Annotated in this window: 12 protein-coding genes; 4 read left to right on the top strand and 8 right to left on the bottom strand. The window is 70.9% G+C overall.

Features of this window, described 5'->3' with window-relative positions; all coding sequences use genetic code 11:
* Positions 1–382 precede the first annotated feature (382 nt).
* The 4 genes from ACWEVN_RS08545 to ACWEVN_RS08530 all read right to left on the bottom strand — a co-directional run bounded on the left by ACWEVN_RS08545 (position 383) and on the right by ACWEVN_RS08530 (position 7529).
* The gene (locus tag ACWEVN_RS08545) at positions 383–1420 is read right to left on the bottom strand and encodes a 3-isopropylmalate dehydrogenase (RefSeq protein ID WP_086842303.1); all 1038 of its coding nucleotides are present in this window, start codon (positions 1418–1420) and stop codon (positions 383–385) included.
* Between the two features lie 228 nt (positions 1421–1648).
* The gene (locus ACWEVN_RS08540) at positions 1649–5011 is read right to left on the bottom strand and encodes a S8 family peptidase (protein ID WP_452050764.1); all 3363 of its coding nucleotides are present in this window, start codon (positions 5009–5011) and stop codon (positions 1649–1651) included.
* 230 nt (positions 5012–5241) lie between these two features.
* Positions 5242–6840 (bottom strand): phosphoglycerate dehydrogenase, encoded by a 1599-nt coding sequence (gene serA, locus ACWEVN_RS08535; RefSeq protein WP_452050763.1) that lies wholly within the window; start codon positions 6838–6840, stop codon positions 5242–5244.
* A gap of 125 nt (positions 6841–6965) precedes the next feature.
* The gene (locus ACWEVN_RS08530; RefSeq protein WP_452050762.1) at positions 6966–7529 is read right to left on the bottom strand and encodes a TetR/AcrR family transcriptional regulator; all 564 of its coding nucleotides are present in this window, start codon (positions 7527–7529) and stop codon (positions 6966–6968) included.
* Between the two features lie 124 nt (positions 7530–7653).
* Here ACWEVN_RS08530 and ACWEVN_RS08525 point away from each other — a divergent pair, with 124 nt between their 5' ends.
* The 3 genes from ACWEVN_RS08525 to ACWEVN_RS08515 all read left to right on the top strand — a co-directional run bounded on the left by ACWEVN_RS08525 (position 7654) and on the right by ACWEVN_RS08515 (position 10866).
* On the top strand, positions 7654–8466 hold the full coding sequence (locus ACWEVN_RS08525) for a TIGR03620 family F420-dependent LLM class oxidoreductase (RefSeq protein ID WP_452050761.1): 813 nt from the start codon (positions 7654–7656) through the stop codon (positions 8464–8466).
* Positions 8467–8612: 146 nt separating this feature from the next.
* Positions 8613–9929 (top strand): ankyrin repeat domain-containing protein, encoded by a 1317-nt coding sequence (locus ACWEVN_RS08520; RefSeq protein WP_452050760.1) that lies wholly within the window; start codon positions 8613–8615, stop codon positions 9927–9929.
* A 70-nt stretch (positions 9930–9999) separates the two neighbouring features.
* Positions 10000–10866: a nuclear transport factor 2 family protein gene (locus ACWEVN_RS08515; protein WP_452050759.1), complete on the top strand. Its 867-nt coding sequence runs from the start codon at positions 10000–10002 to the stop codon at positions 10864–10866.
* Here ACWEVN_RS08515 and ACWEVN_RS08510 read toward each other — a convergent pair.
* The 4 genes from ACWEVN_RS08510 to ACWEVN_RS08495 all read right to left on the bottom strand — a co-directional run bounded on the left by ACWEVN_RS08510 (position 10863) and on the right by ACWEVN_RS08495 (position 14632).
* Complete coding sequence (locus ACWEVN_RS08510; RefSeq protein ID WP_452050758.1) at positions 10863–11111, bottom strand: DUF397 domain-containing protein; 249 nt, start codon at positions 11109–11111, stop codon at positions 10863–10865. The genes ACWEVN_RS08515 and ACWEVN_RS08510 overlap by 4 nt on opposite strands.
* 71 nt (positions 11112–11182) lie before the next feature.
* Positions 11183–12196, bottom strand: coding sequence for a ketol-acid reductoisomerase (gene ilvC, locus ACWEVN_RS08505; protein ID WP_191309919.1), 1014 nt, complete (start codon positions 12194–12196; stop codon positions 11183–11185).
* Between the two features lie 34 nt (positions 12197–12230).
* Positions 12231–12737: an acetolactate synthase small subunit gene (gene ilvN, locus ACWEVN_RS08500; RefSeq protein ID WP_003080760.1), complete on the bottom strand. Its 507-nt coding sequence runs from the start codon at positions 12735–12737 to the stop codon at positions 12231–12233.
* Positions 12738–12739: 2 nt separating this feature from the next.
* Entirely contained in the window at positions 12740–14632 is a 1893-nt protein-coding gene (locus tag ACWEVN_RS08495; RefSeq protein WP_449681527.1) for an acetolactate synthase large subunit, read from the bottom strand.
* Between the two features lie 335 nt (positions 14633–14967).
* Between ACWEVN_RS08495 and ACWEVN_RS08490 the strand changes: the two genes are divergently transcribed.
* On the top strand, positions 14968–15408 hold the full coding sequence (locus tag ACWEVN_RS08490) for a PH domain-containing protein (RefSeq protein WP_449681528.1): 441 nt from the start codon (positions 14968–14970) through the stop codon (positions 15406–15408).
* Positions 15409–15452: the final 44 nt, after the last annotated feature.

The following is a 15452-nucleotide window of genomic DNA, read 5'->3' as shown; positions in this document are numbered from 1 at the left end:
GTGCCGGGTCAAGGCACGCTTTCCCGCCTTGACGCGGCACCACCGTCCGCGTGCTGGCTTCGGATCGGGGTGGCGGGGCAGGCCTGGGCGGGGCGCAAGTCCCGCAGTCAGCCTGCCGTTCGAGCCGGCTGTTGCGCGGCGGAAGCGGGGCTGCCGGCTGACCTTTCCCGCACGTTGCGGGCCACAGCACCCCACCGACCAAGCCCCACCGCTCCCTGGGGGCTGACCCCGGTCCAGCCTACCGCCACCCACCGACGAACCCGGCCGGAAAGGGCCTCCACCGCTCACCGATCCACACCACGCCAACGTTGTGGACAAGCCCCCGGACGGGGCACGGAAAAGCCCCGCACCCCCAAAGGGCGCGGGGCTTTCCCGAAGAGAATCAAGCAGTACGCACGTTCGAAGAAACCAGAGCCGCGAGCCGGTCGCCGATCGCCTGGGTCGCTCCCGGCGACGACTGGTCGCGTGTCGCCAGGTCGAACGCCACCGATGCCTCGATCCGCCGGGCTGCTTCCTTCTGGCCCAGGTGGTCCAGCAACAGCGCCACCGACAGCACCGCCGCCGTCGGGTCGGCCAGGCCCTGGCCCGCGATGTCCGGGGCCGACCCGTGGACCGGCTCGAACATGCTCGGGTTGCGGCGGGTCATGTCCAGGTTGCCGCTGGCCGCCAGGCCTATGCCGCCGGTCACCGCGGCCGCGAGGTCGGTGATGATGTCGCCGAACAAGTTGTCCGTCACGATCACGTCGAACCGCGACGGGTCCGTCACCAGGTGGATGGTCGCCGCGTCCACATGGGAATACGCGACCGTCACGTCCGGGTGCTCCAGCGAAACCTCTTCCACGATCCGCGACCACAGCGAGCCGGCGAACGAGAGCACGTTGGTCTTGTGCACCAGCGTCAGGTGCTTGCGCGGGCGGGCCTCGGCGCGGTTGAACGCGTCCGCGACCACGCGCCGGACCCCGAACGCCGTGTTGACGCTGACCTCGGTCGCGATCTCGTGCTCGGTGTCCTTGCGGATCAGGCCACCCGTGCCCGCGTACGGGCCTTCGGTGCCTTCGCGCACGACGACCATGTCGACGTCGCCCGCGTCGGCCAGCGGCCCCCGGACACCCGGGTACAGCCGCGCCGGGCGCAGGTTGACGTGGTGGTCCATCTCGAACCGCAGGCGCAGCAGCAGGCCGCGCTCCAGGATTCCGCTCGGCACCGTCGGGTCGCCGACCGCGCCCAGCAGGATCGCGTCGTGCTGGCGGAGCTCGCCGAGGACCGACTCCGGGAGGAGCTCACCCGTCGAGTGCCACCGCGCGGCGCCGAGGTCGTAGTTCGTGATCTCCGCCGTCGGTACTACCTCGCCGAGCACCTTCAGCGCCTCGGAGACCACCTCGGGCCCGATCCCGTCTCCTGGGATCACCGCGAGCCGCATCCACACACCTCCGTCGACCGGACCACCGGCCGCACCGATGGCCCACCGCAACAAAACGCCAGCAGCCGGAAGGTTACCGGCCGTAGACAAACCGCCGTAGCCGCACCACCCTTATGCCGCATCCTCCCACGGGGTGAGACACCCAATCGGGTGAACGACAGCGGGGCGCCCCCGGCGGAAATCCGCCGGAGACGCCCCTGGTCCTGCACAAATCGATCTTGCCGCGAACTAGCCGCGACCAGCCCCGATCGGCTGACGCTCGTTCCCCGGCCGGGCGCCCTGCGTCGCGTCCACCTTGACCACGTTCGCCCGGTTGCCCGCGGCGTTGTGGTGCTCGATGGCCAGCAGGCCGAGCGCGTTGTCGGCCGCGGCCGAGGCCGCGTTCCGGGTAACGACCAGCGCCGTGCCCGGCTTCGCGACGTAGCCCAGCGCGGCGTCGCCGCCGCCCTGCACCGCGTAGCCCGGCGCGAGCGCGTCGAACGAAAGCGGCGTGCCGACGTAGTCGATCAGCCCGTTCGTCGTGCCCGGCGCGACGTAGAAACCGCTCACACCCACCGTGTAGGAGATGCGGTGGGACTCGGCGTTCGCGTCGATGCCCAGCGCGGCCAGCGAAACCGGCAGCGTGAGCACGTTCGTGTCGAACACGTTGGTGTCGACGTCGCCGAGCTGGCCGTTGACCGCCTGGACGTCCACGGTCGGGAAGCCCGGGGTCAGCGCGACCGTGGTGGCCAGGAGGACATCGGTCGAGGTCGCCTTGGTCACGTAGGTCTCGAAGTCCGGCTGCCCGTCCCCGGTCGTGTCGATGTCGACGAACGGCGAGGTGTTGCTGCCGATGTTCGCCCAGTCACCCCAGGTGGACAGGCCGAACGCGAGGATCGCGTTCTCCGGCTCGCCCTGCGCCTTCGCCAGCGGAGCGGTGGAAGCCGCGCCGATGTAGCGGAGGTCGCCGCCCTTGGCCGTCTTGTTCAGCGTGCAGTCGGTGACCACGTCCGCGTCGCACTCGGGCAGCTGCGGGGACTCCGCCTGCAGCTCGAGCACGCTGATCAGCGAGCGGTACCGCTGCGCGCCGGTGCCCTGGTCGACACCCTTGCCGGTCAGGTTCAGCACGGCCTGGGTCGCGTCCGGGGCGAACTTCACCGACGGCGGCGTCGAAATCGTCGACACCGGCTTCGGCGCGGCGTAGACCGACACCCGCAGCGGCACCTTGGCCCCGCTGACCGGGGTGAAGGCGACGCGGCCGGAGGCGTCCGCGACGAACTGGCGGGCCAGGCCGGCCTGGGTGGCCTGCATGGTCGGGTCCATGACCTTGCGCAGCGCCTTGGCGTCGGTGATCTTCAGCGTCACCTTGACCTTGGCGGTGCCGCGCGGGGTCAGCTTCACCGCCGGCTTGTCCACTGTGTACTCGACACCCGGCAGCGCGTTGACCGCCTGGTAGGCGACCGAGTATTCGGCGGGTGTGACGCCCTTGTTGACCAGCTTGATCGTCTTCGACAGCGTCACCGGACCGGCCGCCTCGACCGTGCCGAAGCTGACGCTGACCGCGCCCGGGTCGTCGACGACGTAGGCGAGCACCTGGTTGTCCAGCGCCGCCTTCGCGTCGATCCGGCCGCTGCCGACGCGCTGCGGCGCGTAGGTGTGGCCCGCGCCGTCGGAGACGTCGTGGCCGGCGGTGTCGATGACCGAGGCCTTGACCTCCTCGACCGACCAGTCGGGGTGCGACTGGCGGATCAGCGCGGTGATGCCCGCGGTGTGCGGGGCGGCCATCGACGTGCCGCTCAGCACGGTGCGGCCGTTGCCGCTGCCGCGGAAGGCCGAGGTGATCGTGTCACCGGGGGCGGCGACGTCCGGCTTGAGGGCCGGGCCGCGGGTGCCGCGCGAGGTGAACGAGCTCGGCGTGTCCACGATCTTCTTGTCGTAGGTCTGGATCGAGGCACGGCCGGTGCCGTAGAGCCGGACCTGCAGCGTGCCCGCGGTCAGCGCCGCGCGCAGCGTCTTCGTGGCGGAGCCGGTGAACTGGAACATCGGGATCGCCGCGTTGCCCGCGATGCCCGCGCTGAAGTGCTCCAAAGTGGACGAAAGGAGCGCGCCCTTCGCCCCGGCGGCCTGCGCGTTGTTGGCGCGGGCGGCCGAGCCGCAGGCGCGGGTCGAGTCGTTGTCGTCCCACTCCAGGAAGACGAACTTGCCGGCGGCCTTCGCCTTGTCCTCGGCGGAGTACGGCCCGCAGCCCGCCGCGTTCGCCGCCGACAGGGTGACGACCGGCGCGGTCAGGTCGAGGGTGTCGTAGCCGGTGTAGTTCTGGCTGTACTGGCCGGTCTTCTGGCCCGCGGCGGTCGTCGGGGCCTTGACCTCGGCGGCGTCGCGCAGGACGCCCGCGTCGCGCGTGCTGGCGACGGTGAGCGCCTCGGGGGTGTTGCCCGGGGAGCCGGCGATGTCGTTGATGTCGCCGCCGTTGCCCGCGGAGATGACCGGGAGCACGTTGTTCGCGGCGAGCTTGCGCACGAACAGCGAGTCCGGGTCGTCCGGCGCGCCGAAGTCGGAGCCGAGCGAAAGGTTGACGATGTCGAGGTGGTCGGTGAAGTCGCCGTCGCCGTCCGGGTCGAGCGCCCAGTCCAGGGCCTGCGAGGTGACGTTCGTCGAACCGGTGCAGCCGAACACCTTGATCGCGTAGAGCAGCGACTTCGGCGCGGTGCCCGGGCCGATCTGCATCGCGTCGACCTTCTTGGCGTCGAGCTTCTTGTAGTCGCCCTTGAAGGTCTTGCCGTCGGCGGTGACGCCGAAGCCGCCGATGGTGCCGGCGACGTGCGTGCCGTGCTCACCGCAGGCGAGCGGGTTGGGGTCCGGCTTCGGGGTGGTCTTGCCGGCCGTGGCGGCGTCGTAATCGTCGCCGACGAGGTCGGTGCCGCCGACGACCTTGGCGCTCGGGAAGAGCGGGGTCGGCTTGGTCGAGTCGACGCTCTTGTAGGCGGCCTGCGTGCCGGGGCCGCCGAAGTCGGCGTGGGTGTAGTCGATGCCGTCGTCGATGACGCCGACGCGGACGTTGTCCCCGAACTTCCCGGTCTGCTGCCAGGCGGCGAGGGTGTTGGTCAGCTGCTCGGCGCTGGCGTTGGTGCGGGTCTTCGGGACGACCGTGCGCACGGCGACGACGTCGGCCCGCTTCGCGACCTCGCGCAGCTTCGCGGCGTCGGCGGTGACGACCATACCGGGAACGGCGTTGGCGGTCTGCGTGACGACCTGCGGCTTGGCGTCGGCCGCGCGCAGCTGCCCGACGACGGCGTCCACCGCGGCGGCGGTGTCGGCCTTGGCGGCCTTGGCGGCCCGCTTGGCCTGCTCCTTGCCCTGCGGCTGCGCGGCGGCGAACGCGTCGACGGCCGGCTTCTTGGCCAGCTCGACGAACGCGGTGACCCGGCCCTGCGCGGCCCCCAGGCGCGGCGAAAGCTTGCCCTGCAGCTTCGCGTCGTCGATCTTGGCGGGTGCGACGCCGTCGGCGAGCGGCACATCGGCTGCGCTCGCGACCGGCGCCCCGAGCGCGGCCGCCAGAACGACGGCGAAGGCCGCCGTCGTGGCGCGCGCGGGGAGGCGGGATCTGCTCATGAGTCGGCCCCTTACTCGAGGTCTGGACCCGAACCTGCCTGCCGCTCCGGACACCCCCGACGGTGAAGCGCGGCACAGCGCCGTGCCCTCGACGGCGCGTGGTTCGACCTCGCGCAGAGAACCTAATGCCCCAAAACACCTACTTACGTAGGCAAAGGACTCCGTTATGTAGTTGTGATTGCGCTCGAAGGCCCCCTACCGGGTGGTAGGGGGCCTTCGAAAGGGTTACGTCAGTTGAAGTCGACAGCGCGGATCGTGTGCGCCCCGACCGAGGCCCCGATCGGCTCCAGCAGGTGCGCGTCGATGTGGCGGTCGACGCGCAGCAGCATCACCGCGTCCGAGCCGTCCGTGGTCTGGCTGATCTGGGCGGCCTCGATGTTGATGCCCGCCTCGCCGAGCAGCGTGCCGACCCGGCCCATCACGCCCGGGCGGTCCGGGTACTCGACCAGCAGGACGGTGCCCTCGGCGCGCAGGTCGAAGCCGCGGCCGTTGACCTCGACCAGCTTCTCGACCTCGTCGAGGCCGGTGACCGAACCCGACACGGTCAGCACCGAGCCGTCCGCGTGCACCGCGCGCACCGTGACCAGGCTGCGGAACTTGGGGCTCTCCGGCTCGGTCTCCAGCTCGACCTGCACGCCCAGCTTCTCCGCCAGCTGCGGCGCGTTGACGAAGGTGACCTGGTCCTCGACCACGCCGGTGAACACCCCGCGCAGCGCCGCGAGCTGCAGCACGCCGGTGTCCTCGCTGGAGATCTCGCCCTTGACCTGGACGGTCACCGTCGTCGGCGACGTCGGGTTGAGCGCGGTCAGGAGCTGGCCGAGCTTCTGGACCAGCGACAGGTACGGGCGGACGTGCTCGCCGACCGCGCCGCCGCCGGTGACGTTCACCGCGTCCGGCACGAAGTCGCCGCGCAGGGCCAGCAGCACCGACTTCGCGACGTCGGTGCCCGCGCGGTCCTGCGCCTCGGCCGTGGAGGCGCCCAGGTGCGGCGTCACGACGACGTTCTCCAGCTCGAACAGCGGGCTGGAGGTGGTCGGCTCGGTGACGAAGACGTCGACGCCGGCGCCGCCGACGTGGCCCGAGCGCAGCGCGTCGGCCAGGTCCTGCTCGACGATCAGCCCGCCGCGGGCGGCGTTCACGATGATGACGCCCGGCTTGGTCTTCTCCAGCGCCTCGGCGTCGATGAGGCCCTTGGTCTCCGGCGTCTTCGGCAGGTGGATGGAGATGGCGTCGGCGCGGGTCAGCAGCTCGTCGAGGGTGACGAGCTCGATGCCCAGCTGCGCGGCGCGGGCGGCCGAGACGTAGGGGTCGTAGGCGATGAGCTTCGTGTCGAAGGCGGCGAGGCGCTGGGCGAACAGCTGGCCGATCTTGCCGAGGCCGACCACGCCGATGGTCTTGCCCTGCAGCTCGACGCCGGAGAACGAGCTGCGCTTCCACTCGCCGCCGCGCAGGCTCTGGTCGGCGGCCGGGACGCGGCGCGCGACCGACAGCAGCAGGGCGACGGCGTGCTCGGCGGCGGAGACGATGTTCGACGTCGGCGCGTTGACGACCAGGACACCGCGCTCGGTCGCGGCGGGCACCTCGACGTTGTCGAGGCCGACCCCGGCGCGGGCGACGACCTTCAGCTGCGTGGTGGCCGCGAAGACTTCGGCGTTCACCTGGGTGGCGGAGCGGACCAGGAGCGCGTCGGCGCTCTTCACCGCCTCGAGCAGCGCGGACCGGTCCGTGCCGTCGACGTGCCGGACCTCCACCTCGTCACCGAAGACGCTCAGCACGGAGGGGGCGAGCTTCTCCGCGATGAGGACGACGGGCTTATTGGGCTTGCTCACGATGCGGCTCCCACTATCTGGTCACTTCCAGGACGCTCTGTGTCGACAAACGGTCAAAGCACGTCGTTGTGCCCCGGTCGAGCCGGAGTTTAACGCGCGGTGGCGCCCCTTGGCGTCCCCCGGCGTTAACTCGCCCGTAATCCCTCGAAAACAAGAGCCAGCAGGCGTTGCATGCCCCCTTCGCCGGGCAGGTGCCCACCCGCCCAGGATGCGGCGTGCAGCAACAGAAGCAGCTCCTCCGCGGTGACGTCCTCGCGCAGTTCGCCCGCGCGCTTCGCGCGTTCCACCAGCTGGGAACCGACCTCGCGCATGCGATGGCACGACTCGTACAAACGGGAGGATTCGTCGTTCAGCGCGTCCGCGGTGAGCTCGACCAGGCCACGGAAGGTGCCGGTGGCGTCCCCGAGGCCGGTGAGCCAGTTCTGCAGCGCCGTCAGCGGCTCGGGGTGGGTGAGGAGGTCGCGGGCCCGCTCGGCGTGCGCGTCGAACCGGGCGCGCAGCAGCGTCTCGAGCAGCGCGTCCCGGGTCGGGAAGTGCCGGTAGAGGGTGCCGATGCCGACCCCGGCGCGGCGCGCGATGTCTTCCAGGGACGCCTCGACGCCGTGCTCGGTGAAGGCGTGTTTGGCCTCGTCGAGGAGGCGCTCGTAGTTGCGGCGGGCGTCCGCGCGCATCGGTTTGACGTCGGTCATCGCGCTCCCGACTTTACCGGGTAGCCAATCGGAGGCTGCCTCCGTATATTAACCGGAGGCAGCCTCACCTTACTGGAGGGACCTTGTTCGTGAAATCCACTGTGGACGGTCTGAGGGCCGTCCGATGAGCGTCGGGATCTGGCGGTTCTTCGACGGCGCCCCGGTCGGCGCGCTCCGCGAAACGGCCGCCGAGGTGGAAGAACTCGGCTTCGACGCGATCTGGTTCGGCGAGTACGCCGGCCGGGAAGCGTTCACGCAGGCGGCCCTGCTGCTCGCGGCGACGAAGAAGCTGACCGTCGCCACCGGGGTCGCGCGGTTCGATCAGCGCTCCCCGCTCGCCGCGGAAGGCGCCGTCCGGGCCCTGGGCGAGGCGTACCCGGGCCGGTTCATCGCCGGCCTGGGCGGGCACCGGCCGGGCGCGCGGCCGCTGACGGCGTTGCGCGAATACCTCGACGGAATGGACGCGGCCGAACTGCCGGGCCTGCCGCAGCCGTCGCCGCGGCCGCGCCGGGTGCTCGCGGCACTGGGCCCGAAGCTGCTGGACCTGGCGGCCGAACGCGCCGACGGCGCCCACCCGTACTTCGTCCCGCCGGAGCACACCGCGATGGCGCGCGAGCGGCTCGGGCCGGGCAAGTACCTCGCCGTCGAACAGGCGGTCCTGCTCGATCCGGCACCCGACGCGGCCCGGGAGCACGTCGACGGGTACGTGCGGCTCGCGAAGCACCACCAGGAAAACCTGCGCCGCCTCGGGTTCACCGACGACGACCTGGCCGACGGCGGCAGCGACCGGCTGGTCGGCGCCATCGTCGTGACCGGCGAACAGGCGATCGCGGACCGGATCCGGGCCCACCTCGACGCCGGCGCCGACCACGTCTGCGTCCAGGTCCTGGCCCGCACGGAGAAGTCCTACCGCAGGCTGGCGGACCTGCTGCCCTGACCGGGGTACGCTGGCGGGGCGCGGCCGGGGCCGCGTCCCGTCCGCGGAAAGGGCCGAGCCCACCCTCGCTTCACCGCACCACCAGCTCCGCACCTTCTTTCCTGCCCGGTGCCGGCGGACCACGGGCGACGAGGGAAGGAGGCACCATGGGCACGCTGCCCGCCAACCCCAGCCTGGAGCAGTTGCGCAAGCGCGCGAAGGAACTCGCGCGCGCCGAGGGCGTCAAACTCGCCGAAGCGCAGTTCCGGATCGCGCGGGACCACGGTTTCCCGAGCTGGCCGAAACTCCGGGCGTACGTCCGGCGCGTCACCGAACACGGCGAGCACCTGCAGCACCCGTACCACCAGGACGTCGAGTACTACGCCGAGCGAGCCCTCGGCCTGCTCGCCTCGGCCGAAGACGACACGCCTGGCGCGAGGGAGCCGTTCGACCGGTGGAGCCGGCCGCTCACCCGGGAGGGCGCCCGCGCGGTCGTCGCCCACGAGCACGGTTTCGGTTCCTGGAAAGCACTCCGCGAGCACGTCAAGTCTCTTGTGGACAGTGGAGAGCCGTTCGCCCGCGCGTACCGGGCGATCGAGGACCGGGATCCCGAGCGCCTCGAAACGCTCCTGCGTGAGTTCCCCGGGCTCGTCGAGGCGCGCGGCACCAACGGGAACGACCTGCTCGGCATGGCCGGCGCCACGCACGACGAGCGGCTCAGCCGGATCCTGCTCGACCACGGCGCCGACCCCGCTCGCGGCAACGTCCACGGCTGGACACCCCTGCACCAGGCCGCCTACAGCAACCTGCCGCTCCTGCTCGACCTGCTCCTGCAGCACGGCGCGCCGGTCGACGTCTCCGCTCGCGGCGACGGTGGCACTCCCCTGGTGGTCGCCCTGTTCTGGGGCCACCGCGCGGCCGCGGAGAAACTGGCGGGGCACAGCCGCGCGCCGGGCAACCTGCGGGTCGCGGCCGGGCTCGGCGACGTCGACGCCGTCGACGACCTCCTGACGTCCGGCCGCGGCGGCGAACACCGGGGCTTTTACCGGCCCCACAGCGGTTTTCCGGCCTGGCAGCCGACCGACGACCCCGCCGAAGTCCGGAACGAAGCCCTGTCCTGGGCCGCCCGCAACGACCGCGCCGACGCTCTCCGGGCACTCGTCGCGCGGGGCGCCGAGGTGAACGCCGACGTCTACCGCGGCACGGCGCTGGCCTGGGCGGCGGCGTCGGGCAAGCTCGCCGCCGTCCGGACGCTCCTGGAGCTCGGCGCCGACGTGAACTTCCCCGGCACGTTCGGCGGCCCGAACCACGGCGAGGAGGTCACGGCCCTGCACCTGGCCGCCCAGTCCGGCCACCTCGACGTCATCCGCGTGCTCGTGGAGAACGGGGCCGACCTCGGCGCGCGGGACGCGATCTTCGGCAGCACCCCCGAGACGTGGGCGGAGGTGTGCGGGCAGCCGGCCGCGCGCGACCTGCTCCGGTAGACAACCGGAGTCAGTAGTCCGTATCGTCGTAGGCGGACTACTGACTCCGTTTTGCCCACTGGGAGGATTCGTGACCACACCCCGCGAGGTCTTCGCCGCGCTGTCGGACGGCATCGGCGAAGGGAGCTGGGAAGACCTCTCCGCGCTCTACGCCGAAGACGCCGTCGTCGAACACCCCCAGGCCGTGCCGCGGCCCACCCGCCTCACCGGCCGCGCGGCGATCCACGAACGGTTCACCGGCGCCCTCGCCCGCACCCTGCGGCTCAAGCGCAAGAACGTCGTCGTGCACGAGACCACGGACCCGGAGGTGATCGTCGCCGAATACGACTACGACGCCGAATCCGTCGAGACCGGGCGGACCATCCCGGCGGCCAACATCCAGGTGCTGCGCGTGCGCGACGGCCTGATCGTCCACTCCCGCGACTACCACGACTACCTGCGGCTCGCGGTCATCCGCGACGGCGTCGACCAGCTGGTGAAGGCCTACGAGCAGGCGCCGCCGCGGGAACTGACCCCGGTCACGCCGGAAAGCTCGGGCACGGTGTTCGAGCGGCTCGTGCACGGCGTCGCCGGTGGCCGCTGGGACGAGCTGCCGGAGCTGTACGCCGAGGAAACGCACGTCACGCACCCGTTCCAGCCGGGCTCGGAGGTGCTACGCAACCGCGCCGAGCTGCGGGCCCACTTCGCGGCGGGCAAGGCGCTGAACCCGGGGTTCTCGGTCGCGGACCTGGTCACCTACCAGGGCACCGATCCCGAGGTGCTGATCGGCGAGTTCGCCTACCAGGGCAATCATGGCGGGAGGCCGGTGCGGATCGCGAACATCTTCGCCATGCGGATCCGGAACGGCCTGGTCGTCGAATCGCGCGACTACGGCGACCACCTCGGCATCGCCGGGGACCTCGGGCGGATCCCCGAGCTGGCCGCGAAACTTTCCTAGGGCAGGTCGAACTCGCCGTCGTCGACGCCTTTGAGGAACGCGTCCCATTCCGACGGGGTGAACACCAGGACGACGCCGTCCGGATCCGTCGACTTCCGCATCGCGACGTAGGTGACGCCGTCGGCGTGCGGCACGAAGGCGTACTCGACGACCTCTTCGAGGGTGACGCCCGCAGGTTCACCCCGGATCCACTCGGCCCGCGACAGGTCGAGGTGGTGCCGGATGTGCTCCTTGTCATCGGTCATGCGGTCAGCGTAACGAGACACCGAAGGGGACGCCCGGCAGCGAGCGTCCCCTTCGGCCTTGGGGGGAAAGGTCAGGCGGTTTCGGTGATCGGCCGGTCCACCCACGACATCAGGTCGCGCAGCTTCTTGCCGGTCGCCTCGATCGGGTGCTGGTTGCCCTGCTCCTCGAGCTTGGTGAAGTTCGGCCGGCCGGCCTCGTCCTCGGCGACCCACTCACGCGCGAACGTGCCGTCCTGGATCTCGCCGAGGATCTTCTTCATCTCTTCCTTGACCGCCGGCGAGATGACGCGCGGGCCGCGGGTCAGGTCGCCGTACTCGGCGGTGTCGGAGATCGAGTAGCGCTGGCGCGCGATGCCGCCCTCGTACATGAGGTCGACGATCAGCTTCAGCTCGTGCAGCACCTCGAAGTAGGCGATCTCCGGGGCGTAGCCGGCCTCGGTGAGCACCTCGAAGCCGGTCTGCACCAGCGCGGACGCGCCACCGCAGAGCACGGCCTGCTCGCCGAAGAGGTCGGTCTCGGTCTCCTCGGTGAACGTCGTCTTGATGACACCGGCGCGGGCGCCACCGATGGCGGCCGCGTAGGACAGCGCGAGCGCCTGGGCGTTGCCGGAGGCGTCCTGCTCCACGGCGATGAGCGCCGGGACGCCCTTGCCGTCGACGAACTGGCGGCGGACCAGGTGGCCCGGGCCCTTCGGGGCGACCATCGCGACGTCGACGTTCGCCGGCGGCTTGATCAGGTCGTAGCGGATGTTGAAGCCGTGCCCGAAGAAGAGGGCGTCGCCGTCCTTGAGGTTGGGGGCGATGTCCTGCTCGTAGATGAAGCGCTGCTTGGTGTCCGGCGCCAGGATCATGATCAGGTCGGCTTCGGCCGACGCCTCGGCCGGGGTGAGCACGCGCAGGCCCTGCTCCTCGGCCTTCGCCCGCGACTTGGACCCCTCGGGCAGGCCGATGCGGACGTCGACGCCGGAGTCGCGCAGGCTCAGCGAGTGGGCGTGGCCCTGGCTGCCGTAGCCGATGACAGCGACCTTGCGCCCCTGGATGATCGAGAGGTCGGCGTCGTCGTCGTAGAAGATTTCCACTGCCATGGGGGTACTGCTTCCTTTCCTGACTTACTTGCTTTTAGCGCGGGGAGGTCGCGGTGATGGACCGGGCGCCACGCCCGACCGCGACCATGCCGGACTGCACGAGTTCGCGGATGCCATACGGCTCCAGCATCCGCAGCAGCGCACCGATCTTGTCGGACGTTCCGGTGGCCTCGACGGTGAGTGCCTCGGGAGAGACGTCCACCACCTTGGCCCGGAAGAGCTGGACGGTTTCGAGGACCTGGCTGCGCACGGTGTTGTCGGCGCGCACCTTCACCAGCAGCAGTTCGCGCTGCACGGCGGTCGACTGCTCCAGCTCGACGATCTTGATCACGTTGACCAGCTTGTTGAGCTGCTTCGTCACCTGTTCGAGCGGTAGCTCTTCCACGGCGACCACGATCGTCATGCGGGACACCTCGGGGTTCTCCGTGGGCCCGACGGCGAGGGACTCGATGTTGAACCCGCGGCGGGAGAACAGGCCCGAGACGCGCGCGAGCACACCCGGCTTGTTCTCGACCAGGACACTCAGCGTGTGGACGCTCATCTCTAGCGCTCACCCTCTCCGGCGGCTTCCGCGGCGGCCTCGGTCGTCTCGACCGACACCTCGTCGTCGTCGAACAGCGGCCGGATGCCCCGGACCGCCATGATCTCGTCGTTGCCGGTGCCGGCCGCGACCATCGGCCACACCTGGGCATCCTTCCCCACGACGAAGTCGATCACGACGGGGCGGTCGTTGATTTCCATCGCGCGGCGGATGGTGGCGTCCACGTCTTCCTTGGTTTCGCAGCGCAGGCCCGCGCAGCCCAGCGCCTCGGCCAGCAGGACGAAGTCCGGGATGCGGTGCTTGTGCGTGCCGAGGTCGGTGTTGGAGTACCGCTCCGAGTAGAAGAGGTTCTGCCACTGCCGGACCATGCCCAGGTTGCCGTTGTTGATGACGGCGACCTTGATCGGCGCGCCCTCGATGGCGCAGGTGGCCAGCTCCTGGTTGGTCATCTGGAAGCAGCCGTCGCCGTCGATCGCCCACACCTGCGTGTCCGGGACGCCGAACTGCGCGCCCATCGCCGCGGGCACCGCGAAGCCCATGGTGCCGAGGCCGCCGGAGTTGATCCAGGTGCGCGGGTTCTCGTACTTGACGAACTGCGCGGCCCACATCTGGTGCTGGCCGACACCGGCGGCGTAGACGGCGTCCGGGCCGACGAGCTCGCCGATCCGCTCGATGACGTACTGCGGCGACAGCGAACCGTCGTCGGGCCACTCGTAGCCGGCCGGGTAGGTCTTGCGCCAGTCGTCGGCCTGGGTCCACCAGTCGGCCAGGTCCGGCCGGCCGCCGTGGTCGAACTCCGCCTTCACGGCGGTGATGAGCTCGCCGATGATCTCCTTGCAGTCGCCCACGATCGGGACGTCGGCCTTGCGGTTCTTGGAGATCTCGGCCGGGTCGATGTCGGCGTGCACGATCGCGGCGTCCGGCGCGAACGAGGACAGCTGGCCGGTGACCCGGTCGTCGAACCGGGCGCCGAGCGCGATCAGCAGGTCGGCGCGCTGCATGGCGGCGACCGCGGCGACCGAGCCGTGCATGCCTGGCATGCCGAGGTGCTGCGGGTGCGAGTCGGGGAACGCGCCGCGCGCCATCAGCGTGGTGACGACCGGGATGTTGGTCAGCTCGGCGAGCTGCTTGAGCTGCTCGTGCGCTTCGGCCTTGATGACGCCGCCGCCGACGTAGAGCACCGGGCGCCGCGACTTCGCGATCAGCTTCGCGGCTTCGCGGACCTGCTTGCCGTGCGGGCGCAGCGTGGGGCGGTAGCCCGGCAGCCGCAGCTCCGTCGGCCAGGAGAACGAGGTCATCTCCTGCAGCACGTCCTTGGGGATGTCCACCAGGACCGGGCCGGGGCGGCCGGTCGCGGCCAGGTGGAACGCCTCGGCGATGGTCCGCGGGATGTCCGCGGGGTCGGTGACGAGGAAGTTGTGCTTGGTGATCGGCATGGTGATGCCGCAGATGTCGGCTTCCTGGAACGCGTCGGTGCCGATCAGCGCGCGGGACTGCTGCCCGGTGATGGCCACGACCGGGACCGAGTCCATGTTCGCGTCGGCGAGCGGGGTGACCAGGTTGGTCGCGCCCGGGCCCGAGGTGGCCATGCAGACGCCGACCTTGCCGGTGGCCTGCGCGTACCCGGTGGCGGCGTGGCCGGCGCCCTGCTCGTGGCGGACCAGGACGTGCCGGACCTTCGTCGAGTCCAGCAGCGGGTCGTAGGCGGGCAGGATGGTGCCGCCCGGAATCCCGAAGACCACCTCGGCGCCGACGGCCTCGAGCGAGCGCACGAGGGACTGGGCGCCGGTGACGCGCACCGGCGTTCCCGCCGGTGGGGCCGGCTTCGGACGTGCTCCGGGCGTTCCGGGCGTCGGCCCGGGCTTCGCGTCGCTGCGCGACGTCGCACTGGTCATCGGATCTGCCTCGTGGGTCTCGGTGTCACTCGTTCGGGTCTTTTTTGAGCTCTATCGGTGCGGTGGGGCGGGGAATTGCTTCCCTAGGGCAACAAAAAACCCTCGCCGACCGTAAGGTCGCACGAGGGTTCGCGCGTCGACGCAGCGGAAAGTCTTCCCTAAGCGTCGACGCGCTTGGGAAGTACGAGGCCGGTCAGCGGTGTCACGGCGATGACGCTAGACCGAACGCCCGCCGGGTGTCAACTCTGCGGGATGGTGTGTCCGCATGGTGGACGCGGGTCACACCGGCGCGACCCGGGTCCGGGGCGCTCCGCGGCGCGGTGCACCATTTCCGGGTGGCCGAAAAACAGCAGGACGAAGGCCGGAAGGCCGTCTTCCGCGTCCCCCGCACGTCTTTCATGGCGATCGCCCTCCTGACGATCTGCGTGACGCCGATCGCGCTCGGGGAGATCCCGTACCTGCAGTGGCTCTACATCTTCCCGATCGCGCTGGCGGTGTTCGTGGTCCGCCACCGCACCGTCGCGACGCGCTCGGGCCTGGCGGTCCGCACGGTGTTCGGCCACCGCGACATCCCGTGGTCGGCGCTGAAGGGGCTCGCGATCACGAAGAGGGCGCGCGTGCAGGCGGTGCTGCAGGACGACACGAAGGTGCCGCTGCCGACCGTGCGGACCCGGCACCTGCCGGTGCTGTCGCTGGTCAGCGAGGGCCTGGTCGCGGACCCGAGCGGGGTGCTGCAGGACGAGGACATCAAGCCCGGGACGCCGGCGGCCGAGTAACCCTCGCGGCGGGCCGGGCGCGGCCGTAACCCGGTCCCCGCCCC

This window comes from Amycolatopsis sp. NPDC003861, from assembly GCF_053605405.1.
Note: the sequence above shows the minus strand (reverse complement) of the source record. Positions and strands in the feature narration are given on the sequence as shown.

Bases quoted from the DNA above. Each gene is read 5' to 3' on its own strand.
- ACWEVN_RS08545 (WP_086842303.1), bottom strand. From the start codon at position 1,420: ATGCGGCTCGCGGTGATCCCAGGAGACGGGATCGGGCCCGAGGTGGTC.
- ACWEVN_RS08540 (WP_452050764.1), bottom strand. From the start codon at position 5,011: ATGAGCAGATCCCGCCTCCCCGCGCGCGCCACGACGGCGGCCTTCGCC.
- ACWEVN_RS08530 (WP_452050762.1), bottom strand. From the start codon at position 7,529: ATGACCGACGTCAAACCGATGCGCGCGGACGCCCGCCGCAACTACGAG.
- ACWEVN_RS08525 (WP_452050761.1), top strand. From the start codon at position 7,654: ATGAGCGTCGGGATCTGGCGGTTCTTCGACGGCGCCCCGGTCGGCGCG.
- ACWEVN_RS08520 (WP_452050760.1), top strand. From the start codon at position 8,613: ATGGGCACGCTGCCCGCCAACCCCAGCCTGGAGCAGTTGCGCAAGCGC.
- ACWEVN_RS08510 (WP_452050758.1), bottom strand. From the start codon at position 11,111: ATGACCGATGACAAGGAGCACATCCGGCACCACCTCGACCTGTCGCGG.
- ilvC (WP_191309919.1), bottom strand. From the start codon at position 12,196: ATGGCAGTGGAAATCTTCTACGACGACGACGCCGACCTCTCGATCATC.
- ilvN (WP_003080760.1), bottom strand. From the start codon at position 12,737: ATGAGCGTCCACACGCTGAGTGTCCTGGTCGAGAACAAGCCGGGTGTG.
- ACWEVN_RS08495 (WP_449681527.1), bottom strand. From the start codon at position 14,632: ATGACCAGTGCGACGTCGCGCAGCGACGCGAAGCCCGGGCCGACGCCC.